This is a genomic window from Pseudarthrobacter sp. NPDC058196 (assembly GCF_042882685.1).
GTDB lineage: Bacteria > Actinomycetota > Actinomycetes > Actinomycetales > Micrococcaceae > Arthrobacter.
In genome coordinates this window covers 254,725-269,903 of the sequence record NZ_JBHVVN010000008.1, presented here as the reverse complement: position 1 = coordinate 269,903, position 15,179 = coordinate 254,725, and the positions used below count along the sequence as shown (strand labels likewise).

The window sequence follows — 15,179 nt, the reverse complement described above, 5'->3', positions numbered from 1 at the left end:
CCCCGGGATTCGCAGCGAATTTCGGGTTTTCGCGTTGCCTGCGATTTTTTGAAGAACACCACAGGAGCTTCTGCCATGAGTCTTTCCGGCCAGTCCGCCGCCGGCACGTCCAGCACCGGCAAAACCCGCGCCGGCACCTCCGGCGCGGTCCCCACGCTGGATGGCCTGCGCCGTGCCCTGGAACCGGACCGGACCTTCGGCCGGGTCCGGGCCGAGGCCGCACGGGGCTTCGAGGTCCGCGGGCAGGACTACCAGATCAGCGCTCCTGCCGGCCTCCGGCCCCTGCTGCTCGCGGAGATGGCAGACGGCCTGGCTGCGTCCGCGGACGGCGGCAAACCGGGCGTGGTGCTGGCCGTAACCGCCACCGGCAGGGAAGCCGAGGACCTTTCCGCGGCCCTGCGCGCGTACCTGCCGGCGGACACCGTGGCCGAGTTCCCCAGCTGGGAAACCCTTCCGCACGAGCGGCTCTCGCCGCGCTCCGACACCGTGGGCCGCAGGCTCTCCGTCCTTCGCCGCCTGGCCCACCCGGAAAGTTCGACGACGGCACGGCTGCGCGTCGTCGTCGCGCCCGTCCGCGCCGTGGTCCAGCCGGTGGTGGCCGGCCTGGGCGACCTGGTTCCGGTCACGTTGAGGGTTGGCCAGGAGATCCCGTTTTCCGATGTGGTGAGGAGCCTCGCGGACGCTGCCTACGCCCGCGTGGACATGGTGACGCACCGCGGCGAATTCGCCGTCCGCGGTGGCATCATCGACGTCTTCCCGCCCACCGAGGACCACCCCATCCGGGTTGAGTTCTTCGGGGACGAAGTGGACCAGATGCGTTGGTTCGCCGTTGCCGACCAGCGCTCGCTGTCCGCCCCGGGCATCCACCACCCCACCGAACTGCATGCGCCGCCGTGCCGCGAAATCCTCATCACGCCGTCCGTGATGTCCCGCGCCGCCACGCTGAAGGCCCAGCTGCCGGCCGCGGCGGACATGCTCGAAAAGATCGCCGGCGGCATCGCCGTGGAGGGCATGGAATCCCTGGCCCCGGTGCTGGTGGACGCGATGGTGCCGTTCGTGGACCAGCTGCCCGCGGATTCCATCGCGGTGGTCATCGAACCCGAGAAGGTGCGCACCCGCGCCCACGACCTCGCCGCCACCAACGAGGAGTTCCTTGAGGCGGCCTGGTCCACGGCATCCGACGGCGGGACGGCGCCCCTGGACCTCAGCTCCCAGGCCAGTGCTGCGCTCCATTCGGCGAGCTTCCGGTCCCTGGCCGAAACACGCGGGTCCGCGTTGGCACACGGCGTCTCCTGGTGGTCCATTACCTCCCTGGCGCAGGATGCGGAACTGCTCCCCGAGATCGACGTGCTGAACCTGCATGCCCGCGAACCCCGCGGCTACCAGGGCGACGTGGCGGAAATGATGGAGTTCATCGGCTCGCACGTCCGCGACCAGTGGCGCATCGTGGTGGCCACCGAAGGTCCCGGCCCGGCCCAGCGCCTGGCCGAGCTCTTCCACGACGCGGACATCCCGTGCGCCCGCGTGGACAGCCTGGACCACGAACCCCAGGCGGGCATCATCGAAGTGACCACCGCCGCCGTCGGCCGCGGCTTTGTCCTTGACGGGCTCAAGCTGGGCCTGCTGACGGAGGCCGACCTCCTGGGCCGGACCTCTGCCGGGTCCACCAAGGACATGCGGCGGATGCCCTCCAAGCGGCGCAATGCCGTTGACCCGCTGCAGCTGGTGGCCGGGGACTCCGTGGTCCACGAACAGCACGGAATCGGCCGGTTCGTGGAGCTCATCCAGCGGAAGGTGGCCGGCGGCGGGGACGGCGTGCGCGAGTACCTGGTCCTGGAATACGCGCCGGCCAAGCGCGGGGCGCCCGGCGACCGTTTGTTCGTCCCCACGGACCAGCTGGACCAGGTGACCCGCTACGTGGGCGGGGACACCCCGGTGCTGAGCAAGATGGGCGGCGCCGACTGGGCCAGCACCAAGTCCAAGGCCCGCAAGGCCGTCAAGGAGATCGCCGGTGAACTGATCCGGCTCTATTCGGCCCGGATGGCGTCCCGCGGGCACGCGTTCGCCCCGGACACGCCCTGGCAACGGGAGCTGGAGGAGGCCTTCCCGTACGTGGAGACCCCGGACCAGCTCACCACCATCAACGAGGTCAAGGCTGACATGGAACGGGAGATCCCCATGGACCGCCTGGTCTCCGGCGACGTCGGCTACGGCAAGACCGAGATCGCGGTGCGGGCGGCGTTCAAGGCCGTCCAGGACGGCAAGCAGGTGGCCGTGCTGGTGCCCACCACCCTGCTCGCGCAGCAGCACTATGAGACGTTCACCGAACGGTTCTCCGGCTTCCCGCTGCGGGTCAAGCCGCTGTCCCGCTTCCAGGCCGCCAAGGAGGCCAAGGAGACGGCCGAGGGCGTGAAGAACGGGTCGGTGGACGTGGTGATCGGCACGCACCGGCTGCTCTCCAAGGATTTCGAGTTCAAGGACCTTGGCCTGGTGATCGTGGACGAGGAGCAGCGGTTCGGCGTCGAGCACAAGGAAGCGCTGAAGAAGATGCGCACCAATGTGGACGTCCTGGCCATGAGCGCCACCCCGATTCCGCGCACCCTGGAGATGTCCCTGACAGGCATCCGGGAAACCTCCACCCTGGCCACCCCGCCGGAGGAACGGCACCCGGTGCTGACCTATGTGGGCCCGTACACGGACAAGCAGACCTCCGCCGCGATCCGCCGCGAACTGATGCGCGAAGGACAGGTGTTCTTCGTCCACAACCGGGTCTCCACGATCGAGCGCACCGCCGCCAAGATCCGCGAACTGGTGCCGGAAGCGCGCGTGGAGGTGGCGCACGGCAAAATGTCCGAAAGCCGGCTGGAGCAGATCATCGTGGACTTCTGGGAGAAGCGGTTCGACGTCCTGGTCTGCACCACCATCATCGAAACCGGGCTGGACATCTCCAACGCCAACACCCTGATCGTCGATGGCGCGGACAAGTACGGCCTGTCCCAGCTGCATCAGCTCCGCGGCCGGGTGGGCCGTGGCCGGGAGCGCGCCTACGCCTACTTCCTCTACCCCTCGGAGAAGCCGCTGGGCGAGGTGGCCCTGGAACGGCTCAAGGCCGTGGCAGCGCACAACGAACTCGGGGCCGGCATGCAGCTGGCCATGAAGGACCTGGAAATCCGCGGCGCCGGCAACCTGCTCGGCGGTGAACAGTCAGGACACATCCAGGGCGTGGGCTTCGACCTCTACATCCGCCTGGTGGGCGAGGCCGTGGCGGACTTCCGCGGCGAAGCCGAAGAGAAGGCCGCGGAGATGAAGATCGAACTGCCGGTCAACGCGCACCTGCCGCACGACTACGTCCCCGGCGAACGGCTGCGCCTTGAGGCCTACCGGAAGCTCGCCGCCGCGGTCACCAACGAGGCCATCGACGAGGTCATGGCGGAGCTCGTGGACCGTTACGGCGAACTGCCGCTGCCCGCGCAGAACCTCGTGGCCGTGGCCCGGTTCCGGGTGGGCGCACGGGAGGCCGGCCTGACCGACGTCGCGCTGCAGGGCAACTTCATCAAGTTCTCCCCGGCCACCCTGCCTGAATCCAAGGTGATGCGCCTGAACCGCATGTACCCGGGCGCCCAATCCAAGCCCGCCCTGGACGCCGTCCTCATCCCCAAGCCGAAAACGGCACGGATCGGCGGCCGGGACCTGCAGGACGCCGAGATCCTCGAATGGGCCAACGGCGTGATCCGGAACATCTTCTCCGATGCTCCCCTGACTGTCGGTTAGGGGATGATGGGAGGACACCACGCCGCGTCGGGAGCCGCGGCGTGGGTTGCTGTTGCGTCCACGGGACCGTACACGCTGGGCTGGTATCCACTGGATCCCACCGGCATCCTCATCGGTGGGATGGCGACTGCCGGCACGGCCCTGGTGTGCGACTGGGACCACCGTTCCAGCACGGTGGCCCACTCGCTTCCGCCGCTGTCCAATGCGATCGCGCGCGGCATCGAGAGTGCCAGCGGCGGCCACCGGCAGGGCACGCATTCCATCCTGGGTGCCGCCGTCTTCGTTTTCCTGGCCGGCCTGGCGTCGCAGGTCCATATGGACACCCCATGGGGGCACCTCTCGGTCGGCGCCGGCCTGTTGTGCATGTTCCTGATCAACATCGCGGCCAAGGCGTTGAAGCTCTTTCCCAAGAGCGGCTTCATCTCGAACTGGATCTTTGCCCTGGCGATGGCCGGCTTGGTCACGTTTTTCGCGCCGCAGCAATGGACCTGGCTGCCCACCTCGATGCTGATCGGTGTGGTGGTCCATATTGTCGGCGACCTGGTCACCACCGGGGGAGTGCCGCTGCTGTGGCCGCTGGTCATCAGGCCACCCAGGCTGCTGCGCCGGCTGCCCCTGCTGCGGAACGTCTGGCGGGCCAACGGCGCCCTCTCGCTACCCCTGCTGGGACGGGCAGGGTCCAAGCGGGAGTGGCTGGTGCTGATCCCAGTCGGTGCCTATGCCATGGTGGGCATGTCCATGGCCGGCTGGGCCATCGCCCGGGACCACTGGAGCCCTGTGGCCGCCGCCGCGGGAGCCTGGATCAGGCTCTGGTTCTAGCAGCAGAGGCAGGCACGGGGCTCCCGACAGCAAAGGACCCCGGACACTGTGTCCGGGGTCCTTTGCTGTCTGTCTGAAGGTCAGTGCTCTCCGGCGGAGTCGGAGCGTCCAAGGATGGTCTGCGGGATCCAGAACGCCAGGGCGAACAGGACCAGGCACACCGCCATCGGCCAGGGGTTGTCCAGGGTGAGGAAGGACAGGGAGTAGATGGCGCCCAGGAACAGGGCGAAGCTGACCACGAAAAGGACGGCGCTGGTGGCTGTATTGTTCTCGTTCTGCGGGGTCCGGACCATGTCCTGGTTCGACGTCGTGTCCCGGCTGGACGCGTTGATCTTGCTGGACATGTGTTCCTCCTCGGCCCCGCGGGGCGTGGTCTGTGGCGGCCGTCCGGTCCCGGTCAGTAAGCGGCTGAACCCTGTTCACCCTTGACGATGGCAATCCCGGAGCTGGCGCCGATTCGTGTTGCACCTGCAGCAATCATAGCCTGAGCGTCGGCCAGGGACCGTACGCCGCCGGAGGCCTTGACCCCCACATTCGGGCCCACGGTCTTGCGCATCAGGGCCACATCGTCAACGGTGGCGCCGCCACCGTTGAAGCCGGTGGAGGTCTTGACGAAGTCGGCGCCGGCCTCCACTGCCGCCTGGCACGCCAGGACCTTCTGTTCGTCGGTCAGGAGGGCCGTTTCGATGATGACCTTCAGGATGGCGCCGCCGGCGTGCACGGTCTCGGCAACGGCCGCGATGTCATCGGCCAGGGCGCCCTTGTCGCCTGCCCGGGCGGCGGCGATGTTGATCACCATGTCCACCTCGTCCGCGCCGTCCAGAACCGCGCCGCGGGCCTCAAACGACTTCACGTCCGTGGGGGTCGCCCCCAGGGGAAAGCCGACCACGGAACAGGTGAGGACCCCGGAGCCCTTCAGCGCCGTGGTGACGGTCTTGACCCACACAGGGTTGACGCAGACCGACTTGAACCCGTACTCGGCGGCCTCCGCGCAGACTTTCAGCACCTCGGCTTCCGAGGCTTCGGGCTTGAGCAGCGTGTGGTCGATATAGGAGGCGATGTTCCCGTCACCGGCCGGTTTGGCGGTGCCTGGGTGAACGGTGGCTTCATTGCTCATGATGGTCCTCTCGAGGGGCTTCGTGGGCCCGGCGCGTCAGTGACTCGTTTCGGAAACCATCTTGTCACAGCGCGCCGGGACCGCACCGGGTGCCCGGAGGCGGACGCCACTCATGGCAGCCGCCGGTGCCGCCGGCCTGATCAGGCGGCCACCGGCAACGCCGGCACGGGAGTGGCGGCCGGCGTTGCAGCGGCAACAGCGGTCAGCAACTGGGTGGCGCACGCCCCCGCGGCGGACGCCGCCGCGACCAGCAGGCCCAGCCGCACGCCGTCGAACGCCGCAGCGTCACCGATGGCCCAAATGCCGGGGACCGACGTGCGGAAGTCCCGGCTGATCACGATGCCGCCGCCGGCGGCCGTCCGCACACCGGCCGTGGCGGCGAGGCCGTCACGGGAGACCCGCTCCTCGGCCAGGACCACCAGGTCTCCGGTCATGCTGCTGCCGTCCTCGAAGACGACGGCCGAAGAGGCCAGGCCGGAAGCGGATCCGCCCGGAACAACGGACGGAACGACGGCGGCGGGCCGGGCCGTGGTGCGGATGGGCCGCACTCCCTTGGCCCGGAGGACGGCTTCGGCCTGTCCGGCGGCCGCGCCCGTGCCGACGAGGATACCGACGGGCCTGCGTCCCAGCTCACGGGTAATTTCCTGCACGCCCTCGGCGATACGGGGGGCGTCGTCGATGGTGCAGTAGCTCAGGCACTGGGCGGCGCCGTCCACGGGGCTGGCTACGGGGGCAGAACCGGTGGCGATGACCAGCTGGTCGTAGGCGAACTCCATGCCGTCGGCGGTGGCCACGGTGCGGTTGACGGCGTCGATGTGGCTTGCGGGCTGGCCGAAACGAACGGAAACCTGGGGCAGCATGGCCAGCTCCAGCAGTTCGGCAGGGGTGTCGTCCCGGTTGCTCAGCACGGTAATGCTGCCGGTGAAGCGGGCGCGGTCCAGCTGCGCGACCAAGGCTTGGGCGGCCGGTCCGGCCCCGGCGATGACGATGCGGGTTGCCTCGGAGGTGGACGGGGAGGGTGCCGGAGCGGACATGTGCTGGCCCTTTCGCTGGTGGCCGGTAACCGGCCGGAACTTCGTGATGCAACCCAGCGTAGGGGCCTGCTTTTTCGGTTGTGTTACCCGTCCATTGCTGTTTCGGAGGGTGCTGTTCGCCAGTATTTACCAGCCGGTAACAGAACCCGTGACGCACCTCTCATCCGGGAGCGGGCGGACACATTCGGCCGCTCCCGGACCTTAAACGCGGATCCGGTAGCCCCGCTTGACCACGGTTTCAATGAGCTTGCCGTCCGGCAGCGATGACCGCAGCCGGCTCACGGTCATGTCCAGCGCGTGGACGGAACCACGGAGCTCTAGCAGGTCCGAGAGGGACTCGCGGGAGAGGACCGCGCCCCCGGCACCGAGGAGCGCCCGCAGGAGCAGCAGCGGCGCGGGGGCGAGTTCCACCTGCCGGCCGTCGATGCGAAGGCTGCGGCCCCGGAGCTCAATGTTTCCGGAGCGCGTGTCCAGCCTCCGGACATGGTTCAATGCCAGGTGTTCGCACACCAGGCGGATGAGGGCTCCCATCCGGAACCGTTCCGGGATCAGCGGGGTTACCCCGGCGTCCAGCAGGGGCTGCGCCGTGACGGGCCCCACCACAGCGGTGGTGACATTCAGTTTCAGGCTCTCCACCAGCTGCTTGTACAGGCCCATCTCGTGGGCCGTGCTCCACATCGCGTCAACCGCGGGGGCGCTGGTGAACGTGAGGACATCCAGGTTTCCGTTGCAGGCGGCCTCGATCAGCCGCGGCAGCTTGTCCTCGCCGTCGGGCTTGACCCAGCGGTAGGGCGTCACGGTCAGGACGGTGGCGCCGGACATCCGCAGCCGTTCGATCTGGCGGACGTCGGTGTAGCCGTGCAGCTGCATGGCGACGGTCTTGCCCCGGACGCCTTCGGTGAGCAGCATGTCCACCAGCGTGGCGGTGGTTTCGTCGCTGCTGATCCCGACGTCGGCAAGGCCGGCCGCACGCACGGCACCGCGGGCCTTGGGTCCCCGGACGAACATCCGGCAGCTTCCCAGCGTCTCCAGGAGCTCATCGCCGAGGCCGAAGGAGTCTGCCGCTTCGCACCAGCGGCGCATGCCGTAGGCGGTGGTGGCGATGCAAAGGTCCGGCTTCGCGGCGATGATGGCCCGGGTGTCCTCGATCAGGCGCATGTCCTCCTGGACGGGGGCGATCTTCAGGGCAGGAGCATGCAGCACCTCGGCGCCGCGCCGTTCCAGCGCCTCAATCAGGTCCCGGGATCGCCGGTCCGAGGTGACGCCGATGCGGAACCCCTCCAGCGGCGATTCCGCGGCATCTGTCGGCTCTTCAGCCTGCGTGGGTTCGGCGGGTGCAAGTGCAGTCATGGGGGTCAATCCTTTCATGATCCCAGCAGCGAGGCCGCCAGCCTGTCCAGGTCGGCGGCCGCTCCGGCGTGCTGCCGGTTGGCCTCAGCCACCCTGACCACCTCGCCGATAACCAATACTGCGGGATTGCTGCAGCCGGCAGCGGCGGAGGTGATGGTGCCCAGGTCCGCGATGGTGGTGCGCTGGCCCGGCCGGTAGCCCCGTTCCACCACGGCCATGGGCATGTCCGGGCGCATCCCTGCCCGGCGCAGGCCGGCGGCGAGATGGTGGAGGGTTCCGATGCCCATGAGCACCACGATGGTCCCGCCCAGGCCGGCAAGGTGGTGGTGCTCCTTGTCGGTCAGCGGGGCGTGCCCGGAAACTACGGTGAACATGTGGCTGACGTCGCGGTGGGTGACCGGGATGCCGGCGGCCGCCGGCACCGAGATGGCACTGGTCACGCCCGACACCACGTGGACCTTGACGCCGGCGGCCACGCACGCGGCAACTTCCTCCCCGCCCCGGCCGAAGACGTAAGGGTCCCCGCCCTTGAGGCGCACCACGTTGTTGCCGGCCACGGCGCTTTCGACCATCAGTTTTTCGATGTCCGACTGGCTGACCTTGTGGTGGCCCGGCTTCTTTCCGACGTCCACCAGCTGCGCGGAGGTCAGCAGCGGAAGCTCCTGGTACGGGGCCAGCCGGTCATAAAAGACGACGTCCGCATCCCGAAGCGCGTTGACCGCAGCCACGGTGAGCAGGTCACCGGTGCCCGGTCCGCCGCCCACCAGGGTGACGTGGCCGGCGGGGCCGGCGGCGGGCTCGGCAGCGACCGGGATGCCTGCGTCCCGGCAGCGGTCCAGGAGGGCGCCCCAGCCGGGCTGTCCGTCCTCGACGGCTGCGACCAGGAACAGCCGCTCCGGCACGTGGACGAGCCGCGCCTCGGCGGGGCTTCCAATGCGGTGGACGACGGCGCCCGCGGCTTCGTACCGCCGCACCGCCTGCCGCGCGGCATCGGGGGCGCCGGCCACCAGGACGTTCCGGCCGGTGAGGTCGATACTGAGCTGCATGGCTATGCCTCGTTTCCAGGGGTTTCCGTGGTGGCGGAGCGTACCGGGATGGAAGCGCCGATCAGGACCTTGCCTTTTTCCTCCGCAGTGGCGGGGCGCATCTGGCCGCGCTCGTCCGGGACGAAGGTGATGGAGTCGTCCTTCTGGTCGGGGGCGTTGACGAAGGAGCGGAACCGGCGCAGGCGTTCGGGGTCCTTGAGGGTGTCTGCCCATTCATCCACGTACGTGTCCACGTGCTTGGCCATGGCGGCTTCAAGTTCCTCGGCGATGCCCAGGGTGTCCTTCACCACCACGTCCTCGACGTGCTTGATGCCGCCGTCGAGCTCTTCCTGCCAGCGTGCGGTGCGCTGCAGGCGGTCCGCCGTGCGGATGTAGTACATGAAGTAGCGGTCGATGTACTTGATCAGGGTTTCGTCGTCCAGGTCCTTGGCCAGCAGCTGGGCGTGGGCGGGGGTGGCCCCGCCGTTGCCGCCGACGTACAGGTTCCAGCCGTCGGCGGTGGCGATGACGCCCACGTCCTTGCCACGTGCCTCGGCACACTCACGGGCGCAGCCGGAGACGCCCATTTTCAGTTTGTGCGGGCTGCGCAGGCCGCGGTAGCGAAGCTCCAGCTGGATGGCCATGGCCACCGAGTCCTGGACACCGAACCGGCACCAGGTGGATCCGACGCACGACTTCACCGTGCGCAGGCTCTTGCCGTACGCCTGGCCGGACTCGAAGCCGGCGTCCACCAGTTCCTTCCAGATCTCCGGCAGCTGCTCCAGCCGGGCACCGAACATGTCGATCCGCTGGCCGCCGGTGATCTTGGTGTACAGGCCGTACTTTTCGGCGACGGCGGCGATCACGCCGAGCTTCTTGGGCGTGATCTCCCCGCCGGCGATGCGGGGGACCACCGAGTAGGTGCCATCCTTTTGCATGTTGGCCAGGGCACGGTCGTTGGTGTCCTGCAGCGTGCCGCGGCCGGCGTCCAGCACGTAGGCGCTGTTCTGGCTGGCCAGGATGTTGGCGATTGTGGGCTTGCAGATGTCGCAGCCGGCCCCGGTGCCGTACTTGGCCATGATCTCCTCGAAGGAGGTCAGGCCCAGGACGCGGATGGCGTCGAAGAGTTCCTGGCGGGACAGTTCAATATGTTCGCACAGTGCCTTGGAGACCTCGACGCCGGACTTGGTCAGCTCGGTTTCCAGCAGCTTCTTCAGCATGGGCACGCAGGACCCGCACTGGGTTCCGGCCCGGGTGCAGCCCTTCAGTTCTCCCAGTTCCTGGACGGGAGCATTGCCGTCGCAGGCGCCGCAACCGTTGATGGCGTCCCGGATGGAGCCGGCGGTGACGTTGTTGCAGGAGCACAGGGTGGCGTCGTCGGGGAGCTCGGTTTCGGGAGCTTCGCCGCCGCCTGCCGCGGACAGGAACGCACCGGGCTCTGCCGGAAGTTCGCGGCCCAGGAGCGGGCGCAGGCTCATGTAGGGGGAGGCGTCGCCAACGAAGATGCCGCCCAGGAGGGTTTTGGCGTCGTCGGTGGTGACGATCTTCTGGTAGACGCCGCGGGCGGGGTCCGCATAGACGATTTCTAGGGCGTGTTCGGTGCGGGCGAAGGCGTCACCGAAGCTGGCGACGTCCACGCCGGAGAGCTTCAGCTTGGTGGCGGTGTCGAAGCCGGGGAACGTGGCGTCGCCGCCGTGCAGCCGGTCGGCGACGATCTCGGCCATGGTGTTGGCGGGCGCCACCAGGCCAAGGCACATGCCGCCGAAGTTGGCCACCTCGCCAATGGCCCAGATGCCGGGGACTTCGGTGGCGCAGTAGTCGTTGATGACCACGCCGCCGCGCTGGCCCAGGCTGAAAAGCTGATCTTCGCCGTCGGCGGCGCGGAAGAGCTCGTCACGGGGCCTGACGCCGACCGCGACGATCACCAGGTCGGCGGGGATGATGCGGTCGTCGGCCATCAGCACCCCGGTGACCTGGCCGTCGTCGTCCGTCAAAATCTCCGACGGGAAGACACCGCCGTGGACCTCGAAGCCCTTGGCTTCGATCAGGCGGCCCAAGGCCTGGCCCGCGCCCTCGTCCAGCTGGGTGTTCATGAGCCACGGGGCCCCGTTGATGACCACGGGGGTGGCGCCGAGCTGCTCGGTGCCGGCGGCGGATTCCAGTCCAAGCAGCCCGCCGCCGATGGTGACCGCGTTGATCTTGCGGCCGAGTTTCGCGGTGAGGTCGGCGACTGCCTTGTTGATGGCCCACACGTCCTCCAGCGTCCGGTAGACGTGGGCGTGCCCGGCGCCGGGGATGGGCAGGCGGACGGCGTCCGAGCCTGTGGCCACCACCAGTTCGTCGTATTCGTACGTGTGGCCGGCGGCCGTTTCCACCGTCTTGGCGCCCGCGTTGACCTTCACGACGCGCTCGCCGGTCTTCAAGGTCAAGGAGCCGTGCTCCCACATCGTGGCCGTTCCCAGCGTCAGGTCCACGCCGGTGTCCGTGAGCGCCTTGGAGAGTGCCACCCGGTCGTAGGGGAGGTGGGCTTCCTCGGTGAGGACCGTGACATCCCAGCCGTCGAGGCCGCGGGCATGCATGGCGTCCGCGAAACGGTGGGCCGCAGGGCCGCCGCCGGCGACGACGATGCGGCGCGGAGTCTCGGTGCTTGAAGTCAGTTCGGTCACGGTGGGCCTTTCGCATGGGCCGCAGACGGTGCTCTGCAGCTTGTGCCTCCAGCCTAGGGAGGGGCAGTTTCGCCTCAGTTTCCCTTTTGTTTCGTCAACTTAACTTCTGCATCACGAACGCATTTCCGGCCGCGTGAGGTCTCTTTTACCCGCCGGACACATTCACCGCACCCCATTGAAACACCCGGAACCTAGCGTGGAACACGGCAGCACAAGCGGCCGCTTGCAGGGACAACACGCACAGGGAGAGGAGCCGGACATGACGGCAACACTGGAACTTGGGGCGCTCGCCGCCGAATCAGACACCGCCGGATTCGGGACCGGCTGGCACCGCGTCTGCGCCGTGGACGACCTCGAACCCGCCTGGGGCGAGGCGGCATTGCTGGCCGGACGCCAGGTGGCCCTGTTCCGCACCGGTCCACGTGAAGTCTTCGCCGTGGGGCACCAGGATCCGGCCACCGGCGCCCATGTCATGGCCCGCGGGATCCTGGGTTCCAAGGGCACGCGCCCCACGATCGCCTCGCCGCTGCACAAGGAGGTCTACGACCTCGAGACCGGTGAATGCTTCACCACCCCGGGCCTGCGCCTGGCCGCCTTCAGCACCAGGATCACCGACGGGTTCGTCGAGGTGGAACTCTAAGACTTCCCGCACACAGGAAAGGGGCGCCAAACGGCGCCCCTTTCCGTGGCTAAAGTCCCAGTGCCTCGCTGACATCGTGGAGGACCTCGTCCAGTGAGGCACGCGCCGCCTGGCGCGCCTCGGGAAGTTCGGCAGCGGATCCCACCTGGTGGATCACTTCGAGGTAGCACTTGAGTTTGGGCTCCGTGCCGCTGGGCCGGATGATCACGCGGGTCAAGTCCCTGGTGATGTACAGGAGGCCCTCCGTGGGCGGCAGCTGGCCGCTTCCCTCCGCCAGGTCGGTGAAGACTTCCACCGCGGACTGCCCGAACGATTCCGGCGGTGAAACCCGCAATCGGTTCATCATGGCGTCGAGGAGGCCCAGGTCCGCGACCCGGATGCTCAGCTGGTCGCTGGCGTGCAGGCCGTGCTGGAGGTACAGCTCGTCGAGGGTGTCGAAGACCGTCTTGCCGGCGGCCTTGGCGGTGGCGGCGAGTTCGGCGATCAGGACGGCGGCGGAAATACCGTCCTTGTCCTTTACCAGGTCCGGCGCGACGCAGTAGCCCAGTGCTTCCTCGTAGCCGTAGGTGAGGCCGGGAACCCGGGAGATCCATTTGAACCCGGTCAGGGTTACTTCATGCGCGAAGCCCGCGGCGGCGGCCACGCGCGCCAGCAGGCGGGAGGACACGATCGAGTTGGCAAAGACGCCCCGGTGGTCCGTTTCGGTGCCGGTGCCGGCGTCCGCGAGCCTGGCGGCGATGTGGGCCCCCAGCAGGGCGCCCACTTCGTCTCCGCGGAGCATCCGCCAGGCACCCGTGTCCGGGTCCTTGGCGGCGACGGCAGCCCGGTCGGCGTCGGGATCGTTCGCGATGACGAGGTCGGCGTCGATCCGTTCGGCCGCTTCGACGGCGAGGTCGAGTGCCCCGGGTTCTTCCGGATTGGGGAAGCTGACGGTGGGAAATTCGGGGTCCGGTTCGGCCTGTTCGGCCACCATGGTGACATCCGTGAAACCTGCCGCTCTGAGGACCTCCAGTGCTGTTCCGCCGCCCACGCCGTGCAGCGGGGTCAGGACGATCCGCAGGTCCCGGGCCGGGAAGTGGTCCGGCATGGCCAGGGCCGCGATCGCCTGCTGGTAGTCCGCGGCCAGCGAGCCGTCCAGCACGGTCCACCCGCCGTCCGCAAGTTCGATCGAGTCAACGGTGCCCACGGCGCTGATCCGCGCGGCGATCCGGGCGTCGTAGGGAGCCACGATCTGGGCGCCGTCGCCGTCAGCGGACACGGCGTGCCGGCCCAGGTAGACCTTGTACCCGTTGTCCTGCGGGGGGTTGTGGCTGGCGGTGACCATGACGCCGCCGTCGCATTCCAGCGCGCGGACGGCGTAGGCCAGCAGGGGAGTGGGGAGGGCTGCCGGCAGCAGGAAGGTCTCGATGCCCGCCGCGGTGAAGATGGCGGCGGTTTCAGTTGCGAAGACATCCGAGTTGTGCCGGGCGTCATAGCCGACGACGGCGCGCGGCCGGGTGCCGGAAGAGGCGTCGGCCACGGCGTCCACGAGGAAGGCGGCCAGTCCGGCTGCGGCGCGGCGGACCACCACCCGGTTCATCCGGTTCGGCCCGGGTCCGAGGGCGGCGCGCAGGCCCGCCGTGCCGAACTGCAGCGTGCCCCGGAAGCTGTCTTCCAGTTCCTGCCGGGCCGCGGGGTCGCCTTCTTCAACCAGGCTCACAAGCTCAAGCAACGATGCCTGTGTTGCGGGATCCGGATCCAGGGCAGCCCATTCCCGGGCCTCGGCAAGCAGGCGAAGTTCGGCATCGGAAGACGTCATGGGCCTAACGCTATCGTCATTGCAGGTCCCTTGCCTGCACCCCGCCAGTCCTGGACGTTCAGAGCCGGGCGATGATGTCGGCCAGCAACCCGGAGATGCGCGGGCCTGCGGCTTGGCCGGATTCGATGACTTCCTGGTGGCTGAGCGGCTGGGGGCTGATGCCCGCTGCCAGGTTGGTGACCAGGGAAATACCGAACACTTCCATTCCGGCGTGGCGGCCGGCGATGGCCTCCAGGGCCGTCGACATGCCGATCAGGTCCGCCCCGATCCGCTTGGCGTACTGCACTTCAGCCGGAGTCTCGTAGTGCGGGCCGGGGAACTGGGCGTAGATGCCCTCGTCCAGGGTGGGGTCCACCTCGCGGGCCAGTCCGCGGATGCGCGGTGAATACAGGTCCGTCAGGTCCACGAACGTGGCGCCTTCCAGCGGGGAGGCAGCGGTGAGGTTGATGTGGTCGCTGATCAACACGGGGGTGCCGGGTGTCCAGGCCTCGTTCAGTCCGCCGCAGCCGTTGGTGAGGACCAGGGTCTTGCACCCGGCCGCCGCGGCGGTCCGGATGCCGTGAACCACTGCCCGGACGCCCTTGCCTTCGTAGTAGTGGGTCCGCGCACCCAGGACCAGGGCGCGTTTTCCGTCCTTGGTCAGTACGGACCGGATGGTTCCCACGTGGCCTTCCACGGCGGGAGCATGGAAGCCTGGGACCTCCTCCGCGGAGAGGGTGGCGGTGGTCTCGCCGATCAGGTCGGCGGCTTCGCCCCAACCGGAGCCTAGGACCAGGGCGACGTCGTGGCGGTCCACTCCGGTCTCCTCGGCAATGTAGTCAGCGGCGGCTCGGGCGGCGGCAAACGGGTCCGTGTTCAGGAAGTCTGTTGTACTCACGAGTACAAGTTATCCTGCCGCCACTGTTGCCCTCATCACGGCTGGCCCGGAAAGCGCCCTGTTTTCTTGGTGGTCCGGCCGG

The 15,179-nt window shown here is 68.6% G+C and carries 11 protein-coding genes; 3 read left to right on the top strand and 8 right to left on the bottom strand.

All coding sequences use genetic code 11. The features are described 5' to 3' along the window. The first annotated feature begins 75 nt into the window (after window positions 1-75). Both mfd and ACFVVC_RS13730 read left to right on the top strand, forming a co-directional pair. Window positions 76-3,771 carry a transcription-repair coupling factor gene (gene mfd / locus ACFVVC_RS13735; protein ID WP_387454071.1) on the top strand — a complete coding sequence of 1,232 codons (3,696 nt, stop codon included), beginning with the start codon at window positions 76-78 and terminating at the stop codon, window positions 3,769-3,771. A 3-nt stretch (window positions 3,772-3,774) separates the two neighbouring features. Then, on the top strand, window positions 3,775-4,590 hold the full coding sequence (locus ACFVVC_RS13730; protein WP_387454068.1) for a metal-dependent hydrolase: 816 nt from the start codon (window positions 3,775-3,777) through the stop codon (window positions 4,588-4,590). A gap of 80 nt (window positions 4,591-4,670) precedes the next feature. Here the strand turns inward: ACFVVC_RS13730 and ACFVVC_RS13725 are convergent, their stop codons facing one another. From ACFVVC_RS13725 to nirB, 6 genes are all read right to left on the bottom strand, one after another. Further along, on the bottom strand, window positions 4,671-4,934 hold the full coding sequence (locus tag ACFVVC_RS13725) for a hypothetical protein (RefSeq protein WP_387454066.1): 264 nt from the start codon (window positions 4,932-4,934) through the stop codon (window positions 4,671-4,673). Window positions 4,935-4,987: 53 nt separating this feature from the next. Then, a complete protein-coding gene (gene deoC / locus ACFVVC_RS13720) occupies window positions 4,988-5,707 on the bottom strand; it encodes a deoxyribose-phosphate aldolase (RefSeq protein ID WP_387454064.1) in 720 nt (239 codons plus the stop codon). A gap of 140 nt (window positions 5,708-5,847) precedes the next feature. Then, the gene (locus ACFVVC_RS13715; protein WP_387454061.1) at window positions 5,848-6,741 is read right to left on the bottom strand and encodes an FAD-dependent oxidoreductase; all 894 of its coding nucleotides are present in this window, start codon (window positions 6,739-6,741) and stop codon (window positions 5,848-5,850) included. Window positions 6,742-6,942: 201 nt separating this feature from the next. Beyond that, on the bottom strand, window positions 6,943-8,091 hold the full coding sequence (locus tag ACFVVC_RS13710; RefSeq protein WP_387454059.1) for a uroporphyrinogen-III synthase: 1,149 nt from the start codon (window positions 8,089-8,091) through the stop codon (window positions 6,943-6,945). A 14-nt stretch (window positions 8,092-8,105) separates the two neighbouring features. Next, entirely contained in the window at window positions 8,106-9,137 is a 1,032-nt protein-coding gene (gene cobA / locus ACFVVC_RS13705; protein WP_387454056.1) for a uroporphyrinogen-III C-methyltransferase, read from the bottom strand. A gap of 2 nt (window positions 9,138-9,139) precedes the next feature. Continuing rightward, window positions 9,140-11,782, bottom strand: a complete 2,643-nt coding sequence (gene nirB, locus ACFVVC_RS13700) for a nitrite reductase large subunit NirB (protein ID WP_387454053.1) — start codon at window positions 11,780-11,782, stop codon at window positions 9,140-9,142. A 259-nt stretch (window positions 11,783-12,041) separates the two neighbouring features. Here nirB and nirD point away from each other — a divergent pair, with 259 nt between their 5' ends. Continuing rightward, entirely contained in the window at window positions 12,042-12,422 is a 381-nt protein-coding gene (gene nirD / locus ACFVVC_RS13695) for a nitrite reductase small subunit NirD (protein ID WP_387454051.1), read from the top strand. A 49-nt stretch (window positions 12,423-12,471) separates the two neighbouring features. On the opposite strand, the gene ACFVVC_RS13690 is transcribed toward nirD, so the two are convergent. Both ACFVVC_RS13690 and ACFVVC_RS13685 read right to left on the bottom strand, forming a co-directional pair. Then, window positions 12,472-14,220 (bottom strand): phospho-sugar mutase, encoded by a 1,749-nt coding sequence (locus ACFVVC_RS13690; protein ID WP_387454049.1) that lies wholly within the window; start codon window positions 14,218-14,220, stop codon window positions 12,472-12,474. A 58-nt stretch (window positions 14,221-14,278) separates the two neighbouring features. Beyond that, window positions 14,279-15,097, bottom strand: coding sequence for a purine-nucleoside phosphorylase (locus tag ACFVVC_RS13685; protein ID WP_387454047.1), 819 nt, complete (start codon window positions 15,095-15,097; stop codon window positions 14,279-14,281). Window positions 15,098-15,179: the final 82 nt, after the last annotated feature.